Raw genomic sequence first — 19,257 nt, 5'->3', positions numbered from 1 at the left:
CGGGTAATGACTGACACGGCGACTGCGGATATCTCGAAGACGAGGGCGTGGGTGATGGCCGCGCGGCCCCAGACACTGCCGGCGGCGGCCGCCCCCGTCATCGTCGGCACGGCCGTCGCCTACTACAGCGGCGTGTTCGCCGCCCTCCCGGCGGTGATGGCGTTCGTGGGCGCGGCGCTCATCCAGGTGGGGACGAACTTCGCGAACGACTACTACGACGCGAAACAGGGCGCAGACACCGAGGACCGCCAGGGCTTCACCCGGGTCACCCAGTCCGGCCTCATCGACGCCGACGAGGTGAAACGGGCGATGCTGGTGACCTTCGCGGTCGCCATCGTCACCGGGAGCTACCTGGTCTGGGTCGGCGGCGTCCCCATCCTCGTCGTCGGCCTCGTGAGCGTGGCCTCCGGCATCGCCTACACTGGCGGCCCGTACCCGCTGGGTTACAACGGGCTGGGCGACCTGTTCGTCTTCGTCTTCTTCGGGCTGGTCGCCGTCACCGGGACCTACTACGTGCAGGCAGCAGCCGCCGCCCCAGACTACGGCCCGCTGGCGACCGGGCTCCCGCCCCTGCCCGAACTGACTCTCGCACTCGTGGCCAGCCTGCCAATCGCGGCCATCTCGACGAACATCCTCGTCGTGAACAACGTCCGTGACAGAGAGGAGGACTCGCAAACGGGGAAGACGACGCTCGCGGTGGCATTCGGCTACCGGTTCGCCCGCGTCGAGTTCCTCACGATGTTGGCCATCGCGTACCTGGCCCCGGTCGCCCTCGTACTCGGGTTCGACACGCCCGCGACGGTACTCCTCCCACTCCTGTCGCTCCCCCTCGCTGCGTCGGTCACACAGACCGTCCTCTCACGGACGGACGGGGACGCGCTCAACCCCGCGCTCGAACGCGTCGGGAAACTCCTCGCACTCTACGCCCTGTTGTTCGGAATCGGCTTCGGCCTGACGGGGGTGGTCTGATGGAGGCCGAAACGCGCGAGTTCTCGGTGTCCCTGGCCCGCCCGCTGGCGACCGCGAACGGCGAGATGACCGAACGCGAAGGCGTCCTCGTTCGGGTCTCCGACGGCGACCACGTCGGTCTCGGCGAGGCGATGCCGCTGCCGGGCTGGACCGAGTCGCTGGCGGAGTGTCGCGCCGCCCTCGCCGATGCGACAGAGCGCATCCGAAACGAGGAGGCCGCCCTCAGAGAAGACCTCGCCGCGAACCCGGCCGCGAGACACGGTATCTCGCTCGCCCTCGCCGACCTCCGGGCGAAACAGCACGACCGGCCCCTGTACAAGATACTGGGCCGCCGCGCGACTCGCGACGTGGTTCCGGTGAACGCGACCATCGGGGATTCGGCACCAGTAGACACCGCGGCGGCCGCCGAATCGGCGACCGACCAGGGCTTCGACTGCGTGAAGGTGAAGGTCGGGGCACGGGACCTCGAAACCGACATCGAACGCGTCCGAGCAGTCCGCGAGGTGGTCGGCGGCGACGTGACCGTCCGGGCCGATGCGAACGGGGCGTGGACCCGCGAGCAGGCCGAGGAGGCGTTCGACGCGTTCGCCGAGTCTGGCGTCCAGTTCGTCGAACAACCGCTCGACCCCGACGACCTCGCGGGGCACGCCGCGTTGCGAGACCGGGCCGGGTCGGTCGGCGTCGCGCTCGACGAGTCCCTCGCGAGTCACTCCGTCGAAGCAGTTCTCGACGCGGGGGCGACCGACGTGGTCGTCCTCAAACCGATGGCACTCGGCGGGGTCGAACAGGCCAGACAGGCCGCACTGGCGGCACAGGAGGCTCAGGTGGCGACCGTCGTGACGACCACCATCGACGCCGTCGTCGCCCGGACCGCCGCGGTTCACCTCGCCGCCTCGCTCCCGGGTGTCCTCCCGAGCGGGCTGGCGACCGCGGAGTGGCTCTCGACCGACGTGGGGCCGGACCCCTGCCCGGTCGAACACGGGACCATCCGGGTCCCGGACGGACCGGGCCTCGGCGTCCGGGGGGTGTGGGACGAGTGAGCGGCGTCCCCGTCGAGTGGCCGACGCAGGACCTCCTCTCGGTGCGGGCCAGGACCACGCCCGAACGGACCGCACTGGCCGACGCCGACACCGACCGGTCGTGGACGTTCCGCGACCTGCACCATCGGGTCCACGACGTGGCCGCCCGGCTGGACGACTACCCCGGCGACGGCCGCATCGGGCTGGTTCTGGACCGCCGTGTCGCGGTTCCGGTCGTGTTCTTCGCGGCGATGCGTCGGTCGAGTTCGGTCGCGCTCTTCGACCCGAACCGGCCCGCCGATGAGCTGGCGGCACAGCTCGACCGCGCGAACTGCCGAGTGCTCGTCTGTGGTGACGAGACCGAGGAACTGGCGGTCGAGTCGGTCGCGAAAGCCACCACCGAGTGTCCCATCGCCAGCGTCGACGAACCCGGACTGGCGGCCGTCGAACCACTCGACGACGGGAGTTCGGCCGTCGCAGTGCCGTATCCCCTCTCGAAGACGAACGAGCAGGCGTTGCTGTTCACGTCGGGGACGACCGGCCAGCCGAAAGGCGTTCGGCTCACCGTGGGCAACCTCGTCGACAGCGCGACGGGGTCGGCGTTCCGCCTCGGGGTCGACCGACACGACCGCTGGCTCGTCTGTCTCCCGACGTACCACATGGGCGGGCTCGCCCCGTTCGTCCGGTCGACGCTGTACGGGACCGGCGTCGTGCTCCAGCGCGAGTTCGACGCCGAAGCGACGGCCCAGGTCATCGAGGCCGACGAGGTGACCGGTATCTCACTCGTCCCGACGATGCTCCGTCGCCTGCTAGACGACGACTGGGCCCCGCCGGACCACCTGCGATTCGTCCTGCTCGGCGGGGCGGCCGCCTCGCAGGAACTGCTCGACCGCTGTGCCGACCGGGACGTGCCGGTCTACCCGACCTACGGCATGACCGAAGCCGCCTCCCAGATCGCCACCGCGACCCCCGAGCAGGCTCGCGACCATCCCGGGACCGTCGGCCAGCCGCTCGTGACGACGACGGTCAGAATCCTCGACGAGACCGGCGACCCCGTCAAGACCGGAGCGACCGGCGAACTCGTCGTCGACGGGCCGACCGTGACCCCGGGCTACCTCGACGACGACCGGACGGACGCACACTTCTCGCGACATGGCTTTCACACCGGCGACGTCGGCTACCAGGACGACGACGGCCGGCTGTGGGTCACCGGCCGCGTCGACGACCGCATCGTCACCGGCGGCGAGAACGTCGACCCGTCGGCCGTCGCGGACGTGATTCGGTCCCTGACCGGTGTCGAGGCTGTCGCCGTCGTCGGCCTCCCCGACGACGAGTGGGGTGAACGCGTCGCGGCACTGGTCGTCACGGACGGCGAAACCGACCTGACCGTCGAAGAGATAACCGCACACTGCACGGCCCGACTCGCGGACTATGCAGTACCGAAGACCGTCCGCTTCGCCGACGAGGTGCCACGGACCGCCTCCGGAACCGTCGACCGGGAGGCGGTGCGTGCGCTCCTCGGCGAGTGACGTCCAGTTGGGCGGAACAGTCGACTACGACGGCGTCGCCGCCCCGTGCTCGTCGACCTCGCCCTCGACGATTCGGGTAGAAGAGAGACGGTCGCCGTCGGCGTCCCGAACGAACGGCACGACGACGACGAGGAGCTGGTTGAGGTCGTTCTCGCGTCGCGTCTCGTTTATCTCCTCTGTCTCGGGGTAGGTCTCCGGCGAGACCACCACGGCGTCGAGGTCCTGTTCGGTCGCCGCGAAGGCGTCTTCAGAGGCTATCTTGCGTATCTCAATCGGGCGGCCCCACAGGTTCATGTCGGTGAGTTCCCGCTTGAGCACTCGCTCGCGTGCTTCGAAGGAAGGAACGTCTCTGTCTCTCGATTCAGAGGCGAAGGCGTCACTGGTCAGGCCGACCACGACCCCGTCGGTGCCGAGTTCGAGCGCGGTCTCGAAGAGTCGTCGGTGGCCGTCGTGAATCGGTCCAAACGTACCCGCGACGGCGACTCGCATGGCATCCTCTAGGCAGCGGACGAACATACCGCTACCGGACGTTTTTGTCGTCTCCCGCCGTATCGGGGCCCGTGTGTACCCTCACCATCGCGTGGCAGGTGTTCGACGAACCCGTCGTCGTCGCGGCGAACCGTGACGAACTGCTGGCACGCCCGGCCCGACCCCCGAGCGTCGTCGAGACCGACCCCGTCGTCGTCGCCCCCCGTGACGAGCAAGCCGGTGGCACCTGGGTCGGCTTCAACGAACACGGCGTGTTCGTCGGCGTGACGAACCGCTGGGTCGACGCCGACCTCGCCGGCGAGCGCTCTCGCGGCCTGCTCGTTCGTGACGCGCTCCGACAGCCGAGTGCGGCGGCCGCCCGTGACCTCGTCGAAGACGCCGTGGTCGAGTCCGAGTACCAGGGTTTCAATCTCGTCGTCGCGGACGCCGCCGACGCCTTCCTGTTCGAGTGGGACGGCGAGCTCACCACGTCGAGGCTCGAGCCCGGCGTCCACGTCGTCGTCAACGTCGGAGCCGACGACACGTTCGAGATTCCGACCCATCGCGCCGACCTCGCCCGCGAGCAGGCCGAGAACGCCCGGGCGGTCCGGGCGGCACTCCAGCCCCGTGACGGCGAGACCACCATGGCCTGGCGCGACCGTGCTGCCGCCGTCCTCGGCGACCACGATTTCGGCGTCTGCGTTCACGACCCCGAGGGCAGATACGGGACACGCTCGTCCTCCCTCATCGTCCTCGGTGAGACGGTCGACTACCGGTGGGCCGACGGGCCGCCGTGCGAGACGGAACACGAACCCGTAGCCCTCGAAGGGCAGCTTTAAGCGATTCGACACACGTCTTTCAGACGTGATAGCCATGCCTACGACGACATGGGGGTGTTCGCTGTGAGCGTCGCGGAGGAGGACCTCACCGAGGAGGAACTGGCTGGCCTCGAACTCGTCCGCGAGACCGGCGGCATCCACCAGAGCGACTTCTGGAAGGAACTCGACGTCTCTTCGCGCAAGGGCTCACGTATCGTCGAGTCCCTCGTCGAGAAGGAACTCGTCGACCGGGAGGAGACCGTCTACAACGGGCACAACACGTACTTCATCCAGCCCGTCGCCGCCGACCTCGAGTTCGCACTCCTCATGGCCGGCGATATGCTCTCACCGTTCATCGGTGAGGAAGAGGCCGACCCACAGAGCGACGCCTTCACCCAGTGGATAATGAACCTCGCGTACCAGTAGCGAAGATCGCAGAAAAACTCGTTTTCGCCGGTTTCAGGCCGTCGGGTGCGCCCGCTCGATGAGCACGAACGGGTCACGCTCACGGTTGTAGTACCCGACGTCCCCGTCGATGGCCTCGATGATTCGTCGGTGGACTTCACGGGCCGCCCGGCCCTCGTCGGGACTCAGGTTGTGGTTCTCGCGGAGCCGTCGCCAGAACGACCCGTCGAGCCAGAACAGCGTCTCATCGTTCGACTGGTACACCTGCTCGCCCTGTTCGTCGAGTGCATCCGGTCCGAGGCCCCGACCCGACAGTTGTGCCCGTGCGAGGACGGCGACCAGCTGGCGGCGCGAAATCGGTGCGTGGAGCGCCACGTCGTCGATGAGGTCCCCGTAGTAGTCCTCGACGAGGTCACACGCCCGGGAGAACTCGTCGAACTCGACGTCTGTATCTTTGGCAATTCGCATCGGAAGTCTCCCCAGCCGTCACTGACGACCAGTAGTTATCGGTTCTATGTTAATAATCCGCATAACTGTTGTGGTTGCTTTCGTATTCAACCCGGGAAGTGCGATACAGCTACGAAACCGGTGCTAGGGCCGTCGAAGAACCGAACTCGTTGCGGTTGGTCAGAAGATTGGCCTGCTCAGGCAAGCGCACTGCCAGCCCGGATAATCGTCTCCTCGTCGAACTGCTTGCCGACGAGCTGGAGGCCCACGGGGAGGCCGTCGGTCTCCCCGGCGGGCACCGAGATGGCGGGGAGGTTCGCGAGGTTCACTGGCACCGTGTTGGCGTCGGCGAGGTACATCTTCAGCGGGTCCGAGAGGGACTCGCCGAGTTTCATCGGCGGGACGGGCATCGTCGGCGAGGCGAGCACGTCGGCGTCCTCGAACGCCGCGTCGAAGTCCTGTTCGACCCATGCACGCGCGTCCTGTGCCTTCTTGTAGTACTTGTCGTGATAGCCGGCAGAGAGGGCGTAGGTTCCGAGCAGGATGCGACGCTTGACCTCGGGGCCAAAGCCCTCCTCGCGGGCCTTGCCGAAGACCTCGTTCCAGTTGCCGTCGTAGCCACCGGAGTGGCCGTATCGGACGCCGTCGAACCGGGCGAGGTTCGATGAGGCTTCGGACATCGCGATGACGTAGTACGCCTGCACGGCGTACTCGACGGACTCCAGTGACACCTCGTGGTACTCGGCACCCTGCGCTTCGAGTTCGTCGAGCGCGGCGTAGAACTGCTCTTTGACGCCCTCGTCGGCGCCCTCGACGAGTTCGGTCGGGACGCCGATGCTGAGGCCGTCGACGTCGCCGTCTGCGGCCGCGGCGTACGCCGAATCAGCACCCTCGTCGCGGGTCGTCGCGTCGCGGTCGTCCGGGCCCGCGATGACGTCGAGCAGTTCGGCGGCCGACTCCACGTCGGGGGCGATGGGGCCGATCTGTTCCAGCGAGTTCGCGTAGGCGACGAGGCCGTAGCGCGAGACGAGGCCGTAGGTCGGCTTGATGCCGACGACGCCGCAGAACGCGGCGGGACAGCGGATGGAGCCACCGGTGTCAGAGCCCAGCGCGAGGTCGGCCTCGCCAGCGGCGACGGCGGCCGCAGAGCCACCGGAGGAACCGCCGGGGACGTGCCCCTCGGCGACGGGGTTCTCGGTCGGGCCGAACGCGGAGGTCTCCGTGGTCGTACCCATCCCGAACTCGTCCATGTTGGCCTTGCCGACGATGGTCGCACCGGCGTCTTTCAGCCGGGAGACGACGGTCGCGTCGTACGGCGGAACGTAGTCCTCGAGCATCGACGAGCCACAGGTGGTCCGGACGCCGTCGGTCGAGATGTTGTCTTTGACGGCGACGGTGCGGTCGGCGAGGGGGCCGTCGTCCGCTCCCTCGATGGTCTCTTCGGTGATGAATATCTGGCTCATGAGACGTTGGGTCCTTTGAAGAAGCCGTCTTCTGTCTCCTCGGCGTTGCGCAGCGCGTCCTCACGGGTGAGACACTCGCGCTCCTCGTCGGGGCGCATGACGTTGACGAGGTCGGCCTCGTGGTCGACTTCGGGTACCTCGTCGAGTGCGTCGAAGTAGTCGAGGATGTCCGCGAACTGTTCGGCGAACTCGTCGACCTCGTCGGCTTCGAGGTCGACACGTGCCAGGTCCGCGACGTGCCGGACGTCCTCTGAAGTGGCGGACGTATCGCTCATGGTCGTCCAGACTGGGTTCGCCCGAGTAAGGGTTTCGATACCGGGGCGGAGGCGGTGGTTCGGTCGTCCCGACACGACCGTAAGAGAACAGAAAATTGGGTTTTCGTTTCCTTCGAGGCCGCCGCGTTACCGCCTATGCGAATCTTGATTCCCGATTTGCATTAAAATAATGCAGTTCGCCTAACTGTTTTGGCCCAAGAACTTAAGTCGCCCAGCACGCAACAGATAATACGAGCGACCGTTCTCGACCCCATCCGCGGACATCCCTCACCATGACTGACACGAGTATTCGACGCCAACAGGCCGACGAGAGCCAAACCAAGCGAACAGAGACGACCGAGACAGCGACGACGTGCCCGGAGTGTACCGGTGACCTCATCGCGGACAGCGAACACGGCGAGACCGTCTGTGCCGACTGCGGCCTCGTAGTCGAAGAGGACAACGTCGACCGTGGCCCCGAGTGGCGCGCGTTCGACTCGAAGGAGAAAGACGAGAAGTCCCGGGTCGGCGCCCCGACGACCAACATGATGCACGACCAGGGCCTGTCGACCAACATCGGGTGGCAGAACAAGGACGCCTACGGCCGCCAGTTGAGTTCCAGCCAGCGCCAGAAGATGCAGCGCCTGCGCACCTGGAACGAGCGCTTTCGCACCCGCGACTCGAAAGAGCGCAACCTGAAGCAGGCACTGGGCGAGATAGACCGGATGGCCAGCGCGCTGGGTCTCCCGAAGAACGTCCGCGAGACCGCCTCGGTCATCTACCGCCGTGCACTCGCCGAAGACCTCCTCCCGGGTCGGTCCATCGAGGGCGTCTCGACGGCGTCACTGTACGCGGCAGCACGACAGGCAGGCACGCCGCGCAGTCTCGACGAGGTGACCAACGTCTCCCGCGTCGAACGCGACGAAATCGCCCGGACGTACCGGTACATCGTCCGTGAACTCAATCTGGAGATACAACCCGCCGACCCCGTGAGCTACGTCCCCCGGTTCGCGAGCGAACTCGGTATCTCGGACGAGGCCGAACGCCGCGCCCGTCAGCTCCTTGAGACGGCGAAGCGAGAGGGAATCCACTCGGGCAAGTCACCGGTCGGCCTCGCCGCTGCCGCCGTCTACGCGGCCTCGCTGCTGGCGAACGAGAAGGTCACGCAGAACGAGGTCAGCGACGTCGCGAACATCTCCGAGGTCACCATCCGCAACCGCTACCACGAACTGCTCGAAGCCGAACAGCCGCTCTGAGACGAGGAACGGTTCCCGCCGGGGTCGCTATCGATACTCCGCGTCGGTCCGAAATCTGTCTTTTCCGTAATCGTACAGTCCGACAAGCGACAGTATCACCGTCCCGAACACGGTAATCCAGAACCCGACGAGGACGAACAGGTCGTCGCGCCCACCTGCACAGTTCTCGACCGGCGTTCCATCGATGGGATACAGTCGTCCCTCGTACTGGACGGTCCGGTTCGCCAGCTCGTCGCGGTACTGCTCGGGTTCGACGAAGGCGGTCCGGTTCTCCTCGACGACGGTCTGGACGGCCTGCTGGACCGGCTGTGAGAGGTTCCCAGCTTCCACGACCGGCCGGTCCCCACCCAGACTTCGGTTGACGTCGATGGCGTAGTCCACGTCGCACTCTTCGGGCGTGGAGAGACCCACGCCGACGATGGCCACACCGAGGAGGAGGACGACCACGCCGACCGCGTACAGGTACCGGAATCGCACACTCGTATCGCCGGGCCACGGTGATAAAGGCGTTCCGTCCCGGACTCACAGACCCGGGACCGACGCCTACAAACCCACCGAATCGGACCGTTCACCATGGAGACGACCCGCCACTTCGTCGCGACCGTCTACGTCGTCCACGACGGTGCAACCCTGCTCCACGACCACGAGAAACTGGACATGTGGCTCCCACCCGGTGGACACGTCGACCGGGCCGAAACGCCCCACGAGGCGGCCCTTCGCGAGACCCGCGAGGAGACCGGCCTCGACGTGACCCTCGTGGCACCCGAGGGTGATATCGAATCCGAGACCGTCCGGTCCATCCCCAGACCCCAGCACCTGCTGCTGGAAGATATCAACGTCTGTGACGGACAGGTCGGCCATCAGCACGTCGACCACATCTACTACGGCGAAGCCCCCTCCCGGAATCTCGACCCGGCCCCCGGCGAGACGCCCGTCGACGCCTGGGAGTGGTTCACCCCGGAGCGACTCCGCGACGCCGCAGACTGGCTCGAACCAGACGTGGTCGAGATCGGCCAGCGAGCCATCGAGGCGGTCGACGGCGTGGATAGGTCAGGTGACGCTGGGACGGACTCCCGGTGAGGACTGCACCACCAGCGGCCCGTCTGCCGTCACGGTGAGAACTCACGACGACGGCGGGAGGCAGCCGGTCGAACTCGCGTTCTGCGCCGCCGACTGTCTCGGCCAGTGCCGTGCGTCCGCAGGGGTCGACACGAGACGAACTTACAGCCGTGACTCGACGTATCGCGTGACGTGGTCGTCCATCCGACGTTTGAAGTCTGCTCGCCTGGCGAGGCGGTCGAGTTCTCTCGCAACCAGACTCCCGTACTGGACGGCCTTCTTCTCCTGGAACGCGACCGTATCCGGCAACCACTCGCGTGCGGCCAGCCGGAGCGCCTTCTTCCGCTCGCCGCGCTCGTCGACCAGTAACTCGCCGGGCAACTGGAGGGCTGCCGTGACCACCGCATCGTGTAAGAGCGGCGCGACAGGCTCGACGCCCGCGGCCCGCAACCCGAGGACGTCCCGCTCCAGCTGGTCAGGCAGCGTCTGAATCATCTCACGAGCAGCACCACGGACCGTCGTCGCCTCCACACGAGGGTCGTCCGGAGCCCTGGCGACCTTCGCGTACCCGCCGAACAGTTCGTCCGCCCCCTGTCCGACCGCGAGTCGGTCGTACCCGTCGGCAGCGACACGCTCGGCCACCAGATACAGTGGCAACGCGATACCGACGTCCATCGCGTTCGTCCGACCGATAGCCCGGGCGACGGTCGGCACCGCCGCTTCCAGCCGTTCGGGCGTCAATTCGACGACCGTCAGGTCGACGTCCATCGCCGCCGCCGCTCGTCGTGCCTGCGTCACGTCGTGACTGTCCGGGAATCCGACGACGTAACACGGTCCGTCGACCAGCGCAGCGACCAGTGCAGAGTCGACCCCACCCGAGAACGCGACCGCCGTCTGTCCGTCGTCGGGAAGCGCCCTCGCACCCTCTCGAATCGCCTCCTCGACCCTGTCGACTGCCGCACGTCTGTCTAAAACTGGCTCGGGAGCCGGGAGTGTCCACCGCCGACGGTCACCGTCGTCGGTGACGTGATACCCTGGCTCGACACGCTCGGGCGCGACGAGACTGGTCGGGTCGAACGCCCACTCACCCGTCTCCGGGTCCGAAAAGAGCGGGTAGCGGCCGAGCACGTCCCTGACGAGTTCCCCGTCGAGTTCGCCAGCGAACCCGCCGGTCCCCGGTAACGGTCGCTCCGACTCGATGGCCCGTCGAACGACGTCGGGGGTGGCCCCCTGGAGCGTCACAACAGGAACTCCTGCAGGCGGTTCTTCACGCGTCGTTTCGCACCGCTCGCCGCCTGCTGGAAGCTGATTCGCCAGGGTGTCCGCTTGCCCTCGACGGACGTCCGTCCCGCACGGATGGCCTCGAGGATGGCGTCGGAACTCTCTTCGGTCGCCCCGACGCGCGTCACCGCCTGCCCCACCATCTCGCTGATGTGCGCGTCGCTCCCGGCCGTCATCGGCAGCCCGAACTGTTCGGCAAAGCGCTTGGCCTGCCGGTTCGACCGGCCCGTCAGCAACCGCGAATTGTACACCTCGATGGCGTCGGCCGTGGCCAGTTCCTCGCGGGTGATGTTCTCCATGACGCCGCTTCTCGACTCCTGGAACGGATGCGGCACGACAGCGATACCGCCCCGGTCACGGATGAACGCTAACGACTCGTCGAAGGGCATCCCCATCGGCACCTTCTCCTCGACACCGAGGGCGAGGACGTGGCCGGCCGCGGTCGTCACCTCCATGCCCGGGATCCCGATGAGGCCGTACTCGGGGGCCTTCCGGACGGCGTCCAGACTCGCGTCGATTTCGTCGTGGTCGGTCACTGCCAGTGCGTCCAGTCCGACTGCTGCGGCCTGCTGTAACAGCAACTCGACCGGGTCGTGACCGTCGTACGAGAGCGCAGAGTGACAGTGCAACTCGACCGATAGCACGGGTAGGCCTAGTCGTGGGTGGGTCAAAAGCGCCTCGGTATCATCGTTTCTCGACGGGTCGGACCGACAACGTCGCCGACAGCTATCCGAAGAACAAGAACCGAACAGGAAACGACGGGGACAGACATCGCAATCAGAAAAGACCCCGGTTCAGCCGAGGATGTAGTCGAGTCTGGGGTACTTCTCGATGAGTTTCTGGCCGCCGACGTCGTAGTTCTCGATGAGGGTGTCCAGGCCGAGGATGCGCCCTGCGCCGAAGGCTGCGACGGCGAGGAACACGAGCATGTACGCGAAGTCGCCGTTGATGATGCCGTGTTCGATGCTCCAGTTCCCGAAGTAGAACATCGCCATCATGAGCGCTCCGAAGAACGCTGCGAGGCGGACCATCGCGCCGACGAGCAGTCCGAGGCCGATGAACAGTTCGCCCCACGGCACGGCGATGTTCGCGAACTCGACGAACCAGGCGGTCTCACCCATCCAGACGAACATGTCCGCCAGCGGGTTCCCGTTCGCCCCGGCCGCGAACAGCAGGTAGCCCTTCGCGTTGAACGCTTCCGCCGCGAAGATCTTGTCCCAGCCAGCGTGCAAGAACGCATAGCCCATCATGAGTCGCAGCGACAGCACGAACCACGCGCTCAGACTGTGGGCTTTACCGCTGACGTGAATCCCGCCCAGGGTGCTCTCGAAGGTGTTGCTTTCGGTCGTGTAGGTGTTGGTTGCCATCGTAATCGTCCTCTTACATCTCAACAGACGACAGGCATCGACATATAAAGAGAGCGTAATTCTCGGTTCTACAGAACTGAGAAACACCCCGGTACCGAGAGCCAGAATCGATAGACAGCGGCGACTTATCGAGAGACAGACCATGCTACTGAATCGCGTGTTTCTATGTGTCATTCTCCGTATCTGAGAGCGTTCATCGCGGCGCTCCTCCGGGGTGCATGCGCGCGAGGGCCATCGACGAGCGTCGACGCTGGCGGAGGAAAGCCACGGTGAGACGGCACCACCCGAGAGTATCCACGAACGTGCACATGGAAACGCATTAGTCGGGTGGGTATCGACATGAGGGTGAATGAGCCTCGCCGATTCCGACCGCGAACTCATCGAGGACGAACTCGGGCGTGCCCTGACACCGGCAGAGGCCACGCTCTTCGAGAACCTCTGGAGTGAGCACTGTGCGTACCGGTCGTCTCGACCACTGCTGTCCGCCTTCGAGAGCGAGGGCGACCAGGTCGTCATCGGGCCGGGCGACGACGCGGCAGTCGTCGCACTGGACGATTCGACGTACATCACGATGGGTATCGAGTCCCACAACCACCCCTCCTACGTCGACCCGTTCGACGGCGCGGCGACCGGCGTCGGCGGCATCGTCCGGGACACGCTGTCGATGGGGGCGTACCCCATCGCTCTGACCGACTCGCTGTACTTCGGTGACTTCGACCGCGAGCACTCGCGCTACCTGTTCGAGGGCGTCGTCGAGGGCATCAGCCACTACGGGAACTGTATCGGTGTTCCGACCGTCGGCGGGAGCGTCGACTTCCACCCCGACTACGAGGGGAATCCACTGGTGAACGTCGCGTGTGTCGGCCTGCTCGACGCGGACCGCCTCATCACGGCCGAGGCACAGGAGCCGGGCAACAAGCTCGTCCTCGTGGGCAACGGGACGGGCCGAGACGGCCTCGGCGGTGCCTCCTTCGCGAGTGAGGACCTGAGCGAGGACGCCGAGACCGAGGACCGACCCGCGGTCCAGGTCGGCGACCCCTACACTGAAAAGCTACTCATCGAGGCCAACGAGGTCCTCGTCGAGGAACACCTCGTCGAGTCGGCCCGCGACCTCGGGGCGGCCGGTCTCGGCGGTGCATCGAGCGAACTCGTCGCCAAGGGCGGCCTCGGGGCGCGCATCGACCTCGAACGTGTCCACCAGCGCGAGCCGAACATGAACGCACTGGAGATCCTCCTCGCGGAGTCCCAGGAGCGCATGGTGTACGAGGTCACCGAGGAGAACGTCGAGCGCGTGCGCGAGGTGGCAGAACGGTTCGACCTCGGCTGTTCGGTCATCGGTGAGGTGACCGACGGCGACTACGTCTGTACGTTCGACGGCGAGGAGGTCGTCTCGGTCGACGCCGAGTACCTCGGCGACGGTGCGCCGATGAACGACCTGCCCCACGAGGAACCACCGATGCCCGAGACGGACCTCCCCGAGGCAGACCTTCCCGAAGCGTTCGAGGCCGTCGTCGGCAGTCCGACCACGGCCTCCAAGCGCTGGGTGTACCGCCAGTACGACCACGAGGTCGGCAACCGGACCAGTGTGCTCCCCGGCGACGACGCGGCCGTCGTCGCCATCCGAGAGGCCGGCCAGGGGCTCGCGATGTCCGCTGGGTCGGACCCGCTGTGGACCGACTGCGCCCCCTTCGATGGCGCTCGCGCGGTCGCACTGGAGAACGCGACCAATCTCGCCGCGAAGGGCGCGACCCCGCTCGCCGCGGTCGACTGCCTCAACGGCGGCAACCCGGAGAAGCCCGACGTGTACGGCGGCTTCAAGGGCATCGTCGACGGCCTCGCCGAGATGTGCGCCGACCTGTCGGTGCCGGTCGTCGGCGGGAACGTCTCGCTGTACAACGACTCGCCGTCGGGTCCCATCCCGCCGACGCCGACGCTCATGATGGTTGGCACGAAGGAGGGGTACGACGCGCCGCCGATGCACGCTTCCCCCGAGGGTGAACTGCTTCTGGTCGGTGACCGCACGCTCTCCGAGGGCGACGAGTTCCGCCTCGGCGGTTCGGAGTACCTCGCCCAGCTGGGTGGGAGCGACCGCTTCCCCGAACTCCCCGAGAACCCTGTCGAATTCGTCAGCGCCCTCGCAGACGTGGCCGACGCTGACCACGTCGAAGCGGTCCACGACGTGAGCCACGGTGGCCTCGCCGTCGCGCTGGCCGAGATGGTCCACGCCGACGCCGGGCTCGCGGTCGAACTGCCCGAGAACGGTGGCATCAAACCGCGCGCCGAGCAGACCGGTCTGCTGTTCCACGAACAGCCGGGCCGCGCCCTCGTCCAGACGACCGACCCCGACGCGGTCCGCGAGGTATTCGACGGCGTCGCACCGGTCGAACACATCGGCTCGGGGACCCGCGACGGCGCGCTCGACCTGTCGGTCTCGTGGACCGACCTCCAGTACGACGCCGACGAGATAACCGGGCTCCGGTCGGTCATCAGCGACGAACTCGCGTAGGGTCACACGACTACGAGGCCCGCGAATCGTTTTCATCGAGGACTGCGAGACGGTACCTCGATTCCTGTCGCCCGTGTGTGGGTATCACCGTCAGAACCCCCGTCATCTACTTATACACCAAGTATCAATGACCCTATCATGCAGACCTACGTGGGTGGTCTGGGCGATGGCTGAGGGTCCAGTCGCACTCATCGTCGAGGACGAACCCGACCTCGCCAACCTGTACGCGGCGTGGCTGCGAGACGCCTGCACCGTCAAGACGGCGTACAACGGCCAGCAGGCGCTCGAAGCCATCTCCGAGGAGGTCGACATCGTCCTGCTCGACCGCCGGATGCCCGGCCTCTCCGGCGACGAGGTCCTCTCGACCATCCGGGACCGCGAGCTCGACACCCGAATCGCGATGGTCACCGCGGTCGAACCAGACTTCGACATCATCCAGATGGGCTTCGACGACTACCTCGTCAAACCCGTCTCGAAGACGGACCTGCTCGACACCATCGACCAGTTGCTACTACGGTCGACCTACGACGAGCAGATTCAGGAGTTCTTCGCGCTCGCCTCGAAGAAGGCGCTGCTCGACTCCCAGAAGACCGAAGCCGAACTTCGGGCGTCGGAGAAGTACGCCCGCCTGGAAGACCGCCTGCACGTGATGCGAGCCCAGATAGACGAGACCATCACGGAGCTCTCGGATCTGGATGCGTATCGGCGGGTGTGTCAGGATTTATCGCGGACCGACTGACCGTTTTCGTCGGGCGTCGTTTTCGAGGACTCGAGTTCGTCCTGCCCAGCGTACCGATCCAGCAATTCTCGAACGAACAGGAGCGAGTAGCTGACGACCATCGCGAGACACACCGTGCCCCCGAAAAAGAGGACCACGAGCCAGTACACGGTTCCGCTGAATTCCTGCATCCACGGACAGAGCCACGACGCTCGCGAAGTCACGAAGCCACACGAGAACGGGCCACCGGACGTGAGGAAGTACGCACCGACCAGTACCGAAGCGACCAGGACTGGGATGGTGAAGAAGCCAAGCACGTACTCCCACGGCAGAGGTGTGTCCGCTGAATCCCGAGGGTCGTCCGATGCGGTCATCACCACTCACTGCCGCGTGACTTCGAACGTCACCAGGCCCGTCAGCGAGAACTGTGTCCCGCCGGCCTGCCCGGTCGAGACGTCGACCTCCCAGCCGTGAGCTTCCGCGATTTCGCGGGCCACCGCCAGCCCGAGGCCCACGTCGTCGGACTCCTCGGTCGTCGCGGGTTCGAACACCCGGTCGAACTCGGTCTCGGGTATCTTCTCTGCGTCGTCGAGGATGTAGAAGCCGGTGGGGCGACCCGTCTGGTCGTCCTCAACGGGGCCGATTCTGACGGTCGCTGCCTCGTCGCCGGCGCGGGCGGTGATGTCGTTGAACACCGTCTCGAGCATGTGGACGAAGCGGTCGCGTTCGGCTCGCAGGCGGCCCTCGAATTCGAGGTACACCGTCATGTCCTCCGCGATCGAGGCGTCCAGCGCGTCGGCGAGGGCGCTCTCGAAGTCGACCGAGGAGCGCGACCCGATGGAGGTCTGGTCGCGGGCGAACTCCAGGATGTCGTCGACCAGTTCCTCGGCGCGGGTGAGCGTCTCCACGGCCCCGGCCTCCTCGTCGCCGTCGAACTCGCTGGCGACGGTGTCCAGGTGGGACTGGAGGTCGTCGGAGAGGATGTTCGCGACCGCCCGCAGGCGCTCGGACTGGCGAGCGAGGCTCTGCTTTCTGTCCTGGAGCAGTTTCTCGCGGTCGGACCGGTCGAGGGCGGCCTCGGTGTTCGAAGCCAGCAGTGACATGAGTTCGAGGTCGGTGTCGTCGAAGGCGTCGGCTTGCGTCGACCCGGTCATCATGACGCCGTGGGGGCCGATGGGAACGATTATCTCACTCTTGAGCGGTGTGTTCGGGTTGTAGAGGCCGTCGACTTCGGTGAGGTCGTCGAACACGCGGGCCTCGCCCTCGCGGTAGACGTCCCACACCAACCCCTCGCCCTCGTAAAACTGCGGGAGGCCGCCGAGTTCGGCGTGGGCATCCATCGTGGCTGCCATCGGGTCGAGGACGCCGCGCTCGTCGTTGAGGAGCCAGACGCCGCTGATAGGCAGGTCGAGCATCTCGCCCGCGGCGTGGACTGCGACGGAGCAGATCTCCGCTGCGTCTTCGGCCTGGAACAGCCAGCGCGTGACCTCGTGGAGCGACCCGACCATACGCTCGTACTCGCGCTGTTCGGTCACGTCGCGGATGACGCCCGCGACGCTGGCCTGTCCCTCGCCGAGGGCGACCATCCGCATCTCACCGACGCGCTCTTCGCCCTCGGCGTTGATGAACTCGAGTTCGAACCGGGAGTGGCGGGCGTTGCCGGACTGTATCTTGCCGATGGCTTCGCCCATGGCCATCGCTCCCTCCGCGTTGATGGACGCGAGTTCGGGAAGCCGTCGGATGGGTTCGCCAACGAGTTCGTCACGGGTCGCCCCCATCGTGGTCTCGATGGCCTCGTTCACGCTGGCAATGCGGTTCTCGTCGTCGACGGTGATGACGCCGTCGTGGACCGCCTCGACGACCCTGGCGTGCTGGGCGAGTTCGTTCTCTCGGTCCTTGCGGTCGGTGATGTCCCGGAGGTAGACGGAGAGGCCGGACGGTGCCGGGTAGGCCCGCGCCTCGAACCAGGTGTCGAGGGGGTGGTGGTACACCTCGAAGGAGACGGGTTCCTGGGTCTCCATGGCCTTGTGGAAGCCCTCGGGGAACTGTGTCTCGACCGTCTCGGGGAACTCGTCCCACATGACCCGGCCGATGAGGTCACTGCGAGAGCGTTTCAGCATCGACTCGGCGCGGTCGTTGATGTAGGTGAACCGCCAGCCGGTGTCGAGTGCGAAGAAGGCGTCTCCGACACGGTCGAGGATGGGAAGCGACCGGTCGGTCGCGCGTGTCCCGTCGTTCATGCAACCACCATCCCACGAATCGAGCATCGAGAGCAACCAGTCAGGGGTGGCGAATGCATGGCTAAGCGACTGTGCCGTACTACGTAATAACCCTATATACCTTTCGTGGCCGAGGTCGCATACCAGCCAGATCGGAACGAAACCGTGTCTCGGACACCCGTCTCGACCGGCGAAGCCCACGAGAGTTGCCGTGGTCGCCCCGGGCGTGGTGCTTCGACCGGACGTGGCTCCCAGTCAAGCGGGAACGATTAACAGGGGACACCTCGTGGGTGGGCTATGAACGTTGTCGTCATCGGCGGCGGTATCGTGGGGCTCGCCACGGCGCACTCGCTCGCAGAGCGGGGCGTCGACGTGACCGTCTGTGAGAAGGGCAGCATCGGTGCGGGCAGCACCGAACGCTCGGCGGGAGGCATCAGACACCAGTTCTCCACACGGGTGAACGTCCAGCTATCACGCGAGAGCGTCCGCGTCTGGGAGTCGTTCGAGGAGGACTTCGGCATCGATATCGCCTATCGACGGGCGGGGTACCTCCTGCTGGCGCGAGCGGCGGCGACGGCCGACGCCTTCGAGGAGAACGTCGCCATGCAACGCGAGGAGGGAGTGGACAGTCGGCTCCTCTCGCCCGGGGAGGCAGCAGTCATCTGTCCGGAACTCGACGACGAGAAGTTCCGCGCCGCGACGTACTGCCCGACCGACGGCTTCGCCGACCCGCACCTCGCGCTCCAGGGGTTCTCACAGGCTGCGACCGAGGCCGGGGCGGAGATTCGCACCAAGACGGGTGTCACGGGAGTCGAGACACGGGATGGGGCGGTCGTCGGGGTTACTGTCGACGCCGGAGACGGTGGTGAGACGCTCGACGCCGACTTCGTCGTGAACGCGGCCGGGCCGTGGGCCGGCCGGGTCGCCAGGATGGCCGGCCTCGACCTGCCGGTCGCGCCGCGGCGGCGACAGGTCGCCGTGGTCGACCCGGAGACGCCCGTTCCGGACGACATCCCACTCACCATCGACCTCGACACGGGGTCGTACTTCCGCCCCGAGCGAGAGGGCAGTGCCATCGTCGGCGGTCACTTCGCCGAGTCGGACCCGGACGTTGACCCCGACGGGTTCGACGGACAGGCGGACCTCGACTGGATGGTCGAGGCCGTCGAACACGCCGCGGACTACGCGGGCTACTTCGGGCCCGAGACGCGAATCAAGCGCGGGTGGGCAGGCCTCTACGCGGTCACGCCCGACCACCATCCCATCGTGGAGGAGACGATTCCGGGGTTCGTAAACGCCATCGGGTTCTCGGGGCACGGGTTCCAGCACGCGCCGGCCGTCGGGCAAATCGTCTCTGAACTCGTCTGTGACGGCGACGCATCGCTCGTCGACATCGAGGCCCTGTCGAGCGACCGGTTCGAATCGGGCGACCTGCACGACGAGCAGAACGTCGCCTGACAGCAGGCCGTCGCCTGACAG

The 19,257-nt window shown here is 66.5% G+C and carries 20 protein-coding genes; 10 read left to right on the top strand and 10 right to left on the bottom strand.

Annotation, left to right across the window (positions count from 1 at the left end; translation table 11 throughout):
* Window positions 1-6: 6 nt before the first annotated feature.
* Genes ACSC1R_RS12440 through menE form a run of 3 tightly spaced genes read left to right on the top strand, consistent with a single transcriptional unit; the run spans window position 7 to window position 3,517 of the window.
* The gene (locus ACSC1R_RS12440) at window positions 7-969 is read left to right on the top strand and encodes a 1,4-dihydroxy-2-naphthoate polyprenyltransferase (RefSeq protein WP_439026057.1); all 963 of its coding nucleotides are present in this window, start codon (window positions 7-9) and stop codon (window positions 967-969) included.
* Window positions 969-2,009, top strand: coding sequence for an o-succinylbenzoate synthase (gene menC, locus ACSC1R_RS12435; RefSeq protein ID WP_439026056.1), 1,041 nt, complete (start codon window positions 969-971; stop codon window positions 2,007-2,009). Before ACSC1R_RS12440 ends, menC begins: the two co-directional genes overlap by 1 nt.
* Window positions 2,006-3,517: an o-succinylbenzoate--CoA ligase gene (gene menE / locus ACSC1R_RS12430; protein WP_439026055.1), complete on the top strand. Its 1,512-nt coding sequence runs from the start codon at window positions 2,006-2,008 to the stop codon at window positions 3,515-3,517. Before menC ends, menE begins: the two co-directional genes overlap by 4 nt.
* A gap of 24 nt (window positions 3,518-3,541) precedes the next feature.
* Here menE and ACSC1R_RS12425 read toward each other — a convergent pair whose 3' ends face one another.
* Window positions 3,542-4,006, bottom strand: coding sequence for a phosphopantetheine adenylyltransferase (locus tag ACSC1R_RS12425; RefSeq protein WP_439026054.1), 465 nt, complete (start codon window positions 4,004-4,006; stop codon window positions 3,542-3,544).
* 71 nt (window positions 4,007-4,077) lie between these two features.
* Between ACSC1R_RS12425 and ACSC1R_RS12420 the strand changes: the two genes are divergently transcribed.
* Both ACSC1R_RS12420 and ACSC1R_RS12415 read left to right on the top strand, forming a co-directional pair.
* A complete protein-coding gene (locus tag ACSC1R_RS12420; RefSeq protein WP_439026053.1) occupies window positions 4,078-4,824 on the top strand; it encodes an NRDE family protein in 747 nt (248 codons plus the stop codon).
* 48 nt (window positions 4,825-4,872) lie between these two features.
* A complete protein-coding gene (locus tag ACSC1R_RS12415; RefSeq protein ID WP_439026052.1) occupies window positions 4,873-5,229 on the top strand; it encodes a helix-turn-helix transcriptional regulator in 357 nt (118 codons plus the stop codon).
* Between the two features lie 33 nt (window positions 5,230-5,262).
* Here the strand turns inward: ACSC1R_RS12415 and ACSC1R_RS12410 are convergent, their stop codons facing one another.
* The 3 genes from ACSC1R_RS12410 to gatC all read right to left on the bottom strand — a co-directional run bounded on the left by ACSC1R_RS12410 (window position 5,263) and on the right by gatC (window position 7,393).
* Window positions 5,263-5,676, bottom strand: a complete 414-nt coding sequence (locus ACSC1R_RS12410; protein ID WP_439026051.1) for a hypothetical protein — start codon at window positions 5,674-5,676, stop codon at window positions 5,263-5,265.
* 176 nt (window positions 5,677-5,852) lie between these two features.
* Window positions 5,853-7,118, bottom strand: coding sequence for an Asp-tRNA(Asn)/Glu-tRNA(Gln) amidotransferase subunit GatA (gene gatA / locus ACSC1R_RS12405; RefSeq protein ID WP_439026050.1), 1,266 nt, complete (start codon window positions 7,116-7,118; stop codon window positions 5,853-5,855).
* Complete coding sequence (gene gatC, locus ACSC1R_RS12400; RefSeq protein ID WP_439026049.1) at window positions 7,115-7,393, bottom strand: Asp-tRNA(Asn)/Glu-tRNA(Gln) amidotransferase subunit GatC; 279 nt, start codon at window positions 7,391-7,393, stop codon at window positions 7,115-7,117. The genes gatA and gatC overlap by 4 nt, the downstream gene beginning before the upstream one ends.
* A gap of 272 nt (window positions 7,394-7,665) precedes the next feature.
* On the opposite strand from gatC, the gene ACSC1R_RS12395 reads away from it, so the two are divergent.
* Window positions 7,666-8,628, top strand: a complete 963-nt coding sequence (locus tag ACSC1R_RS12395; RefSeq protein WP_439026048.1) for a transcription initiation factor IIB — start codon at window positions 7,666-7,668, stop codon at window positions 8,626-8,628.
* 27 nt (window positions 8,629-8,655) lie between these two features.
* Here ACSC1R_RS12395 and ACSC1R_RS12390 read toward each other — a convergent pair whose 3' ends face one another.
* Window positions 8,656-9,105, bottom strand: coding sequence for a hypothetical protein (locus ACSC1R_RS12390; protein ID WP_439026047.1), 450 nt, complete (start codon window positions 9,103-9,105; stop codon window positions 8,656-8,658).
* 96 nt (window positions 9,106-9,201) lie between these two features.
* Between ACSC1R_RS12390 and ACSC1R_RS12385 the strand changes: the two genes are divergently transcribed.
* On the top strand, window positions 9,202-9,708 hold the full coding sequence (locus ACSC1R_RS12385; RefSeq protein ID WP_439026046.1) for an NUDIX hydrolase: 507 nt from the start codon (window positions 9,202-9,204) through the stop codon (window positions 9,706-9,708).
* 141 nt (window positions 9,709-9,849) lie between these two features.
* Here ACSC1R_RS12385 and ACSC1R_RS12380 read toward each other — a convergent pair whose 3' ends face one another.
* The 3 genes from ACSC1R_RS12380 to ACSC1R_RS12370 form a co-directional block, all read right to left on the bottom strand.
* Window positions 9,850-10,929, bottom strand: a complete 1,080-nt coding sequence (locus ACSC1R_RS12380; protein WP_439026045.1) for an asparagine synthase C-terminal domain-containing protein — start codon at window positions 10,927-10,929, stop codon at window positions 9,850-9,852.
* Complete coding sequence (locus tag ACSC1R_RS12375; protein WP_439026044.1) at window positions 10,926-11,612, bottom strand: PHP domain-containing protein; 687 nt, start codon at window positions 11,610-11,612, stop codon at window positions 10,926-10,928. The genes ACSC1R_RS12380 and ACSC1R_RS12375 overlap by 4 nt, the downstream gene beginning before the upstream one ends.
* Before the next feature lie 150 nt (window positions 11,613-11,762).
* A complete protein-coding gene (locus ACSC1R_RS12370; protein WP_439025991.1) occupies window positions 11,763-12,335 on the bottom strand; it encodes a DoxX family protein in 573 nt (190 codons plus the stop codon).
* A gap of 349 nt (window positions 12,336-12,684) precedes the next feature.
* On the opposite strand from ACSC1R_RS12370, the gene purL reads away from it, so the two are divergent.
* Together purL and ACSC1R_RS12360 are read left to right on the top strand one after the other, a co-directional pair.
* Entirely contained in the window at window positions 12,685-14,841 is a 2,157-nt protein-coding gene (purL, locus tag ACSC1R_RS12365; RefSeq protein WP_439026043.1) for a phosphoribosylformylglycinamidine synthase subunit PurL, read from the top strand.
* A gap of 166 nt (window positions 14,842-15,007) precedes the next feature.
* Window positions 15,008-15,580, top strand: coding sequence for a HalX domain-containing protein (locus ACSC1R_RS12360; protein ID WP_439026042.1), 573 nt, complete (start codon window positions 15,008-15,010; stop codon window positions 15,578-15,580).
* On the opposite strand, the gene ACSC1R_RS12355 is transcribed toward ACSC1R_RS12360, so the two are convergent.
* Both ACSC1R_RS12355 and ACSC1R_RS12350 read right to left on the bottom strand, forming a co-directional pair.
* On the bottom strand, window positions 15,556-15,933 hold the full coding sequence (locus ACSC1R_RS12355) for a hypothetical protein (protein ID WP_439026041.1): 378 nt from the start codon (window positions 15,931-15,933) through the stop codon (window positions 15,556-15,558). The two genes, ACSC1R_RS12360 and ACSC1R_RS12355, sit on opposite strands and share 25 nt — an antisense overlap.
* Window positions 15,934-15,939: 6 nt before the next feature.
* The gene (locus tag ACSC1R_RS12350; RefSeq protein ID WP_439026040.1) at window positions 15,940-17,799 is read right to left on the bottom strand and encodes a PAS domain-containing protein; all 1,860 of its coding nucleotides are present in this window, start codon (window positions 17,797-17,799) and stop codon (window positions 15,940-15,942) included.
* Window positions 17,800-18,075: 276 nt separating this feature from the next.
* On the opposite strand from ACSC1R_RS12350, the gene ACSC1R_RS12345 reads away from it, so the two are divergent.
* Entirely contained in the window at window positions 18,076-19,236 is a 1,161-nt protein-coding gene (locus ACSC1R_RS12345; protein WP_439026039.1) for an NAD(P)/FAD-dependent oxidoreductase, read from the top strand.
* The last annotated feature ends 21 nt before the right edge of the window (window positions 19,237-19,257 follow it).

Origin of the sequence: Haloarchaeobius ordinarius, from assembly GCF_051801355.1 — an archaeon.
Taxonomy (GTDB): Archaea; Halobacteriota; Halobacteria; order Halobacteriales; family Natrialbaceae; genus Haloarchaeobius.
Note: the sequence above shows the minus strand (reverse complement) of the source record. Positions and strands in the feature narration are given on the sequence as shown.

What these genes read in the sequence shown, in the direction of transcription:
- ACSC1R_RS12350 (WP_439026040.1), bottom strand. Translation starts at nt 17,799, where the DNA reads ATGAACGACGGGACACGCGCGACCGACCGGTCGCTTCCCATCCTCGAC.
- ACSC1R_RS12415 (WP_439026052.1), top strand. Translation starts at nt 4,873, where the DNA reads ATGGGGGTGTTCGCTGTGAGCGTCGCGGAGGAGGACCTCACCGAGGAG.
- ACSC1R_RS12385 (WP_439026046.1), top strand. Translation starts at nt 9,202, where the DNA reads ATGGAGACGACCCGCCACTTCGTCGCGACCGTCTACGTCGTCCACGAC.
- purL (WP_439026043.1), top strand. Translation starts at nt 12,685, where the DNA reads ATGAGCCTCGCCGATTCCGACCGCGAACTCATCGAGGACGAACTCGGG.
- ACSC1R_RS12345 (WP_439026039.1), top strand. Translation starts at nt 18,076, where the DNA reads ATGAACGTTGTCGTCATCGGCGGCGGTATCGTGGGGCTCGCCACGGCG.
- ACSC1R_RS12360 (WP_439026042.1), top strand. Translation starts at nt 15,008, where the DNA reads ATGGCTGAGGGTCCAGTCGCACTCATCGTCGAGGACGAACCCGACCTC.
- ACSC1R_RS12410 (WP_439026051.1), bottom strand. Translation starts at nt 5,676, where the DNA reads ATGCGAATTGCCAAAGATACAGACGTCGAGTTCGACGAGTTCTCCCGG.
- ACSC1R_RS12425 (WP_439026054.1), bottom strand. Translation starts at nt 4,006, where the DNA reads ATGCGAGTCGCCGTCGCGGGTACGTTTGGACCGATTCACGACGGCCAC.
- ACSC1R_RS12395 (WP_439026048.1), top strand. Translation starts at nt 7,666, where the DNA reads ATGACTGACACGAGTATTCGACGCCAACAGGCCGACGAGAGCCAAACC.
- ACSC1R_RS12440 (WP_439026057.1), top strand. Translation starts at nt 7, where the DNA reads ATGACTGACACGGCGACTGCGGATATCTCGAAGACGAGGGCGTGGGTG.
- gatC (WP_439026049.1), bottom strand. Translation starts at nt 7,393, where the DNA reads ATGAGCGATACGTCCGCCACTTCAGAGGACGTCCGGCACGTCGCGGAC.
- ACSC1R_RS12370 (WP_439025991.1), bottom strand. Translation starts at nt 12,335, where the DNA reads ATGGCAACCAACACCTACACGACCGAAAGCAACACCTTCGAGAGCACC.
- gatA (WP_439026050.1), bottom strand. Translation starts at nt 7,118, where the DNA reads ATGAGCCAGATATTCATCACCGAAGAGACCATCGAGGGAGCGGACGAC.
- ACSC1R_RS12355 (WP_439026041.1), bottom strand. Translation starts at nt 15,933, where the DNA reads ATGACCGCATCGGACGACCCTCGGGATTCAGCGGACACACCTCTGCCG.
- menC (WP_439026056.1), top strand. Translation starts at nt 969, where the DNA reads ATGGAGGCCGAAACGCGCGAGTTCTCGGTGTCCCTGGCCCGCCCGCTG.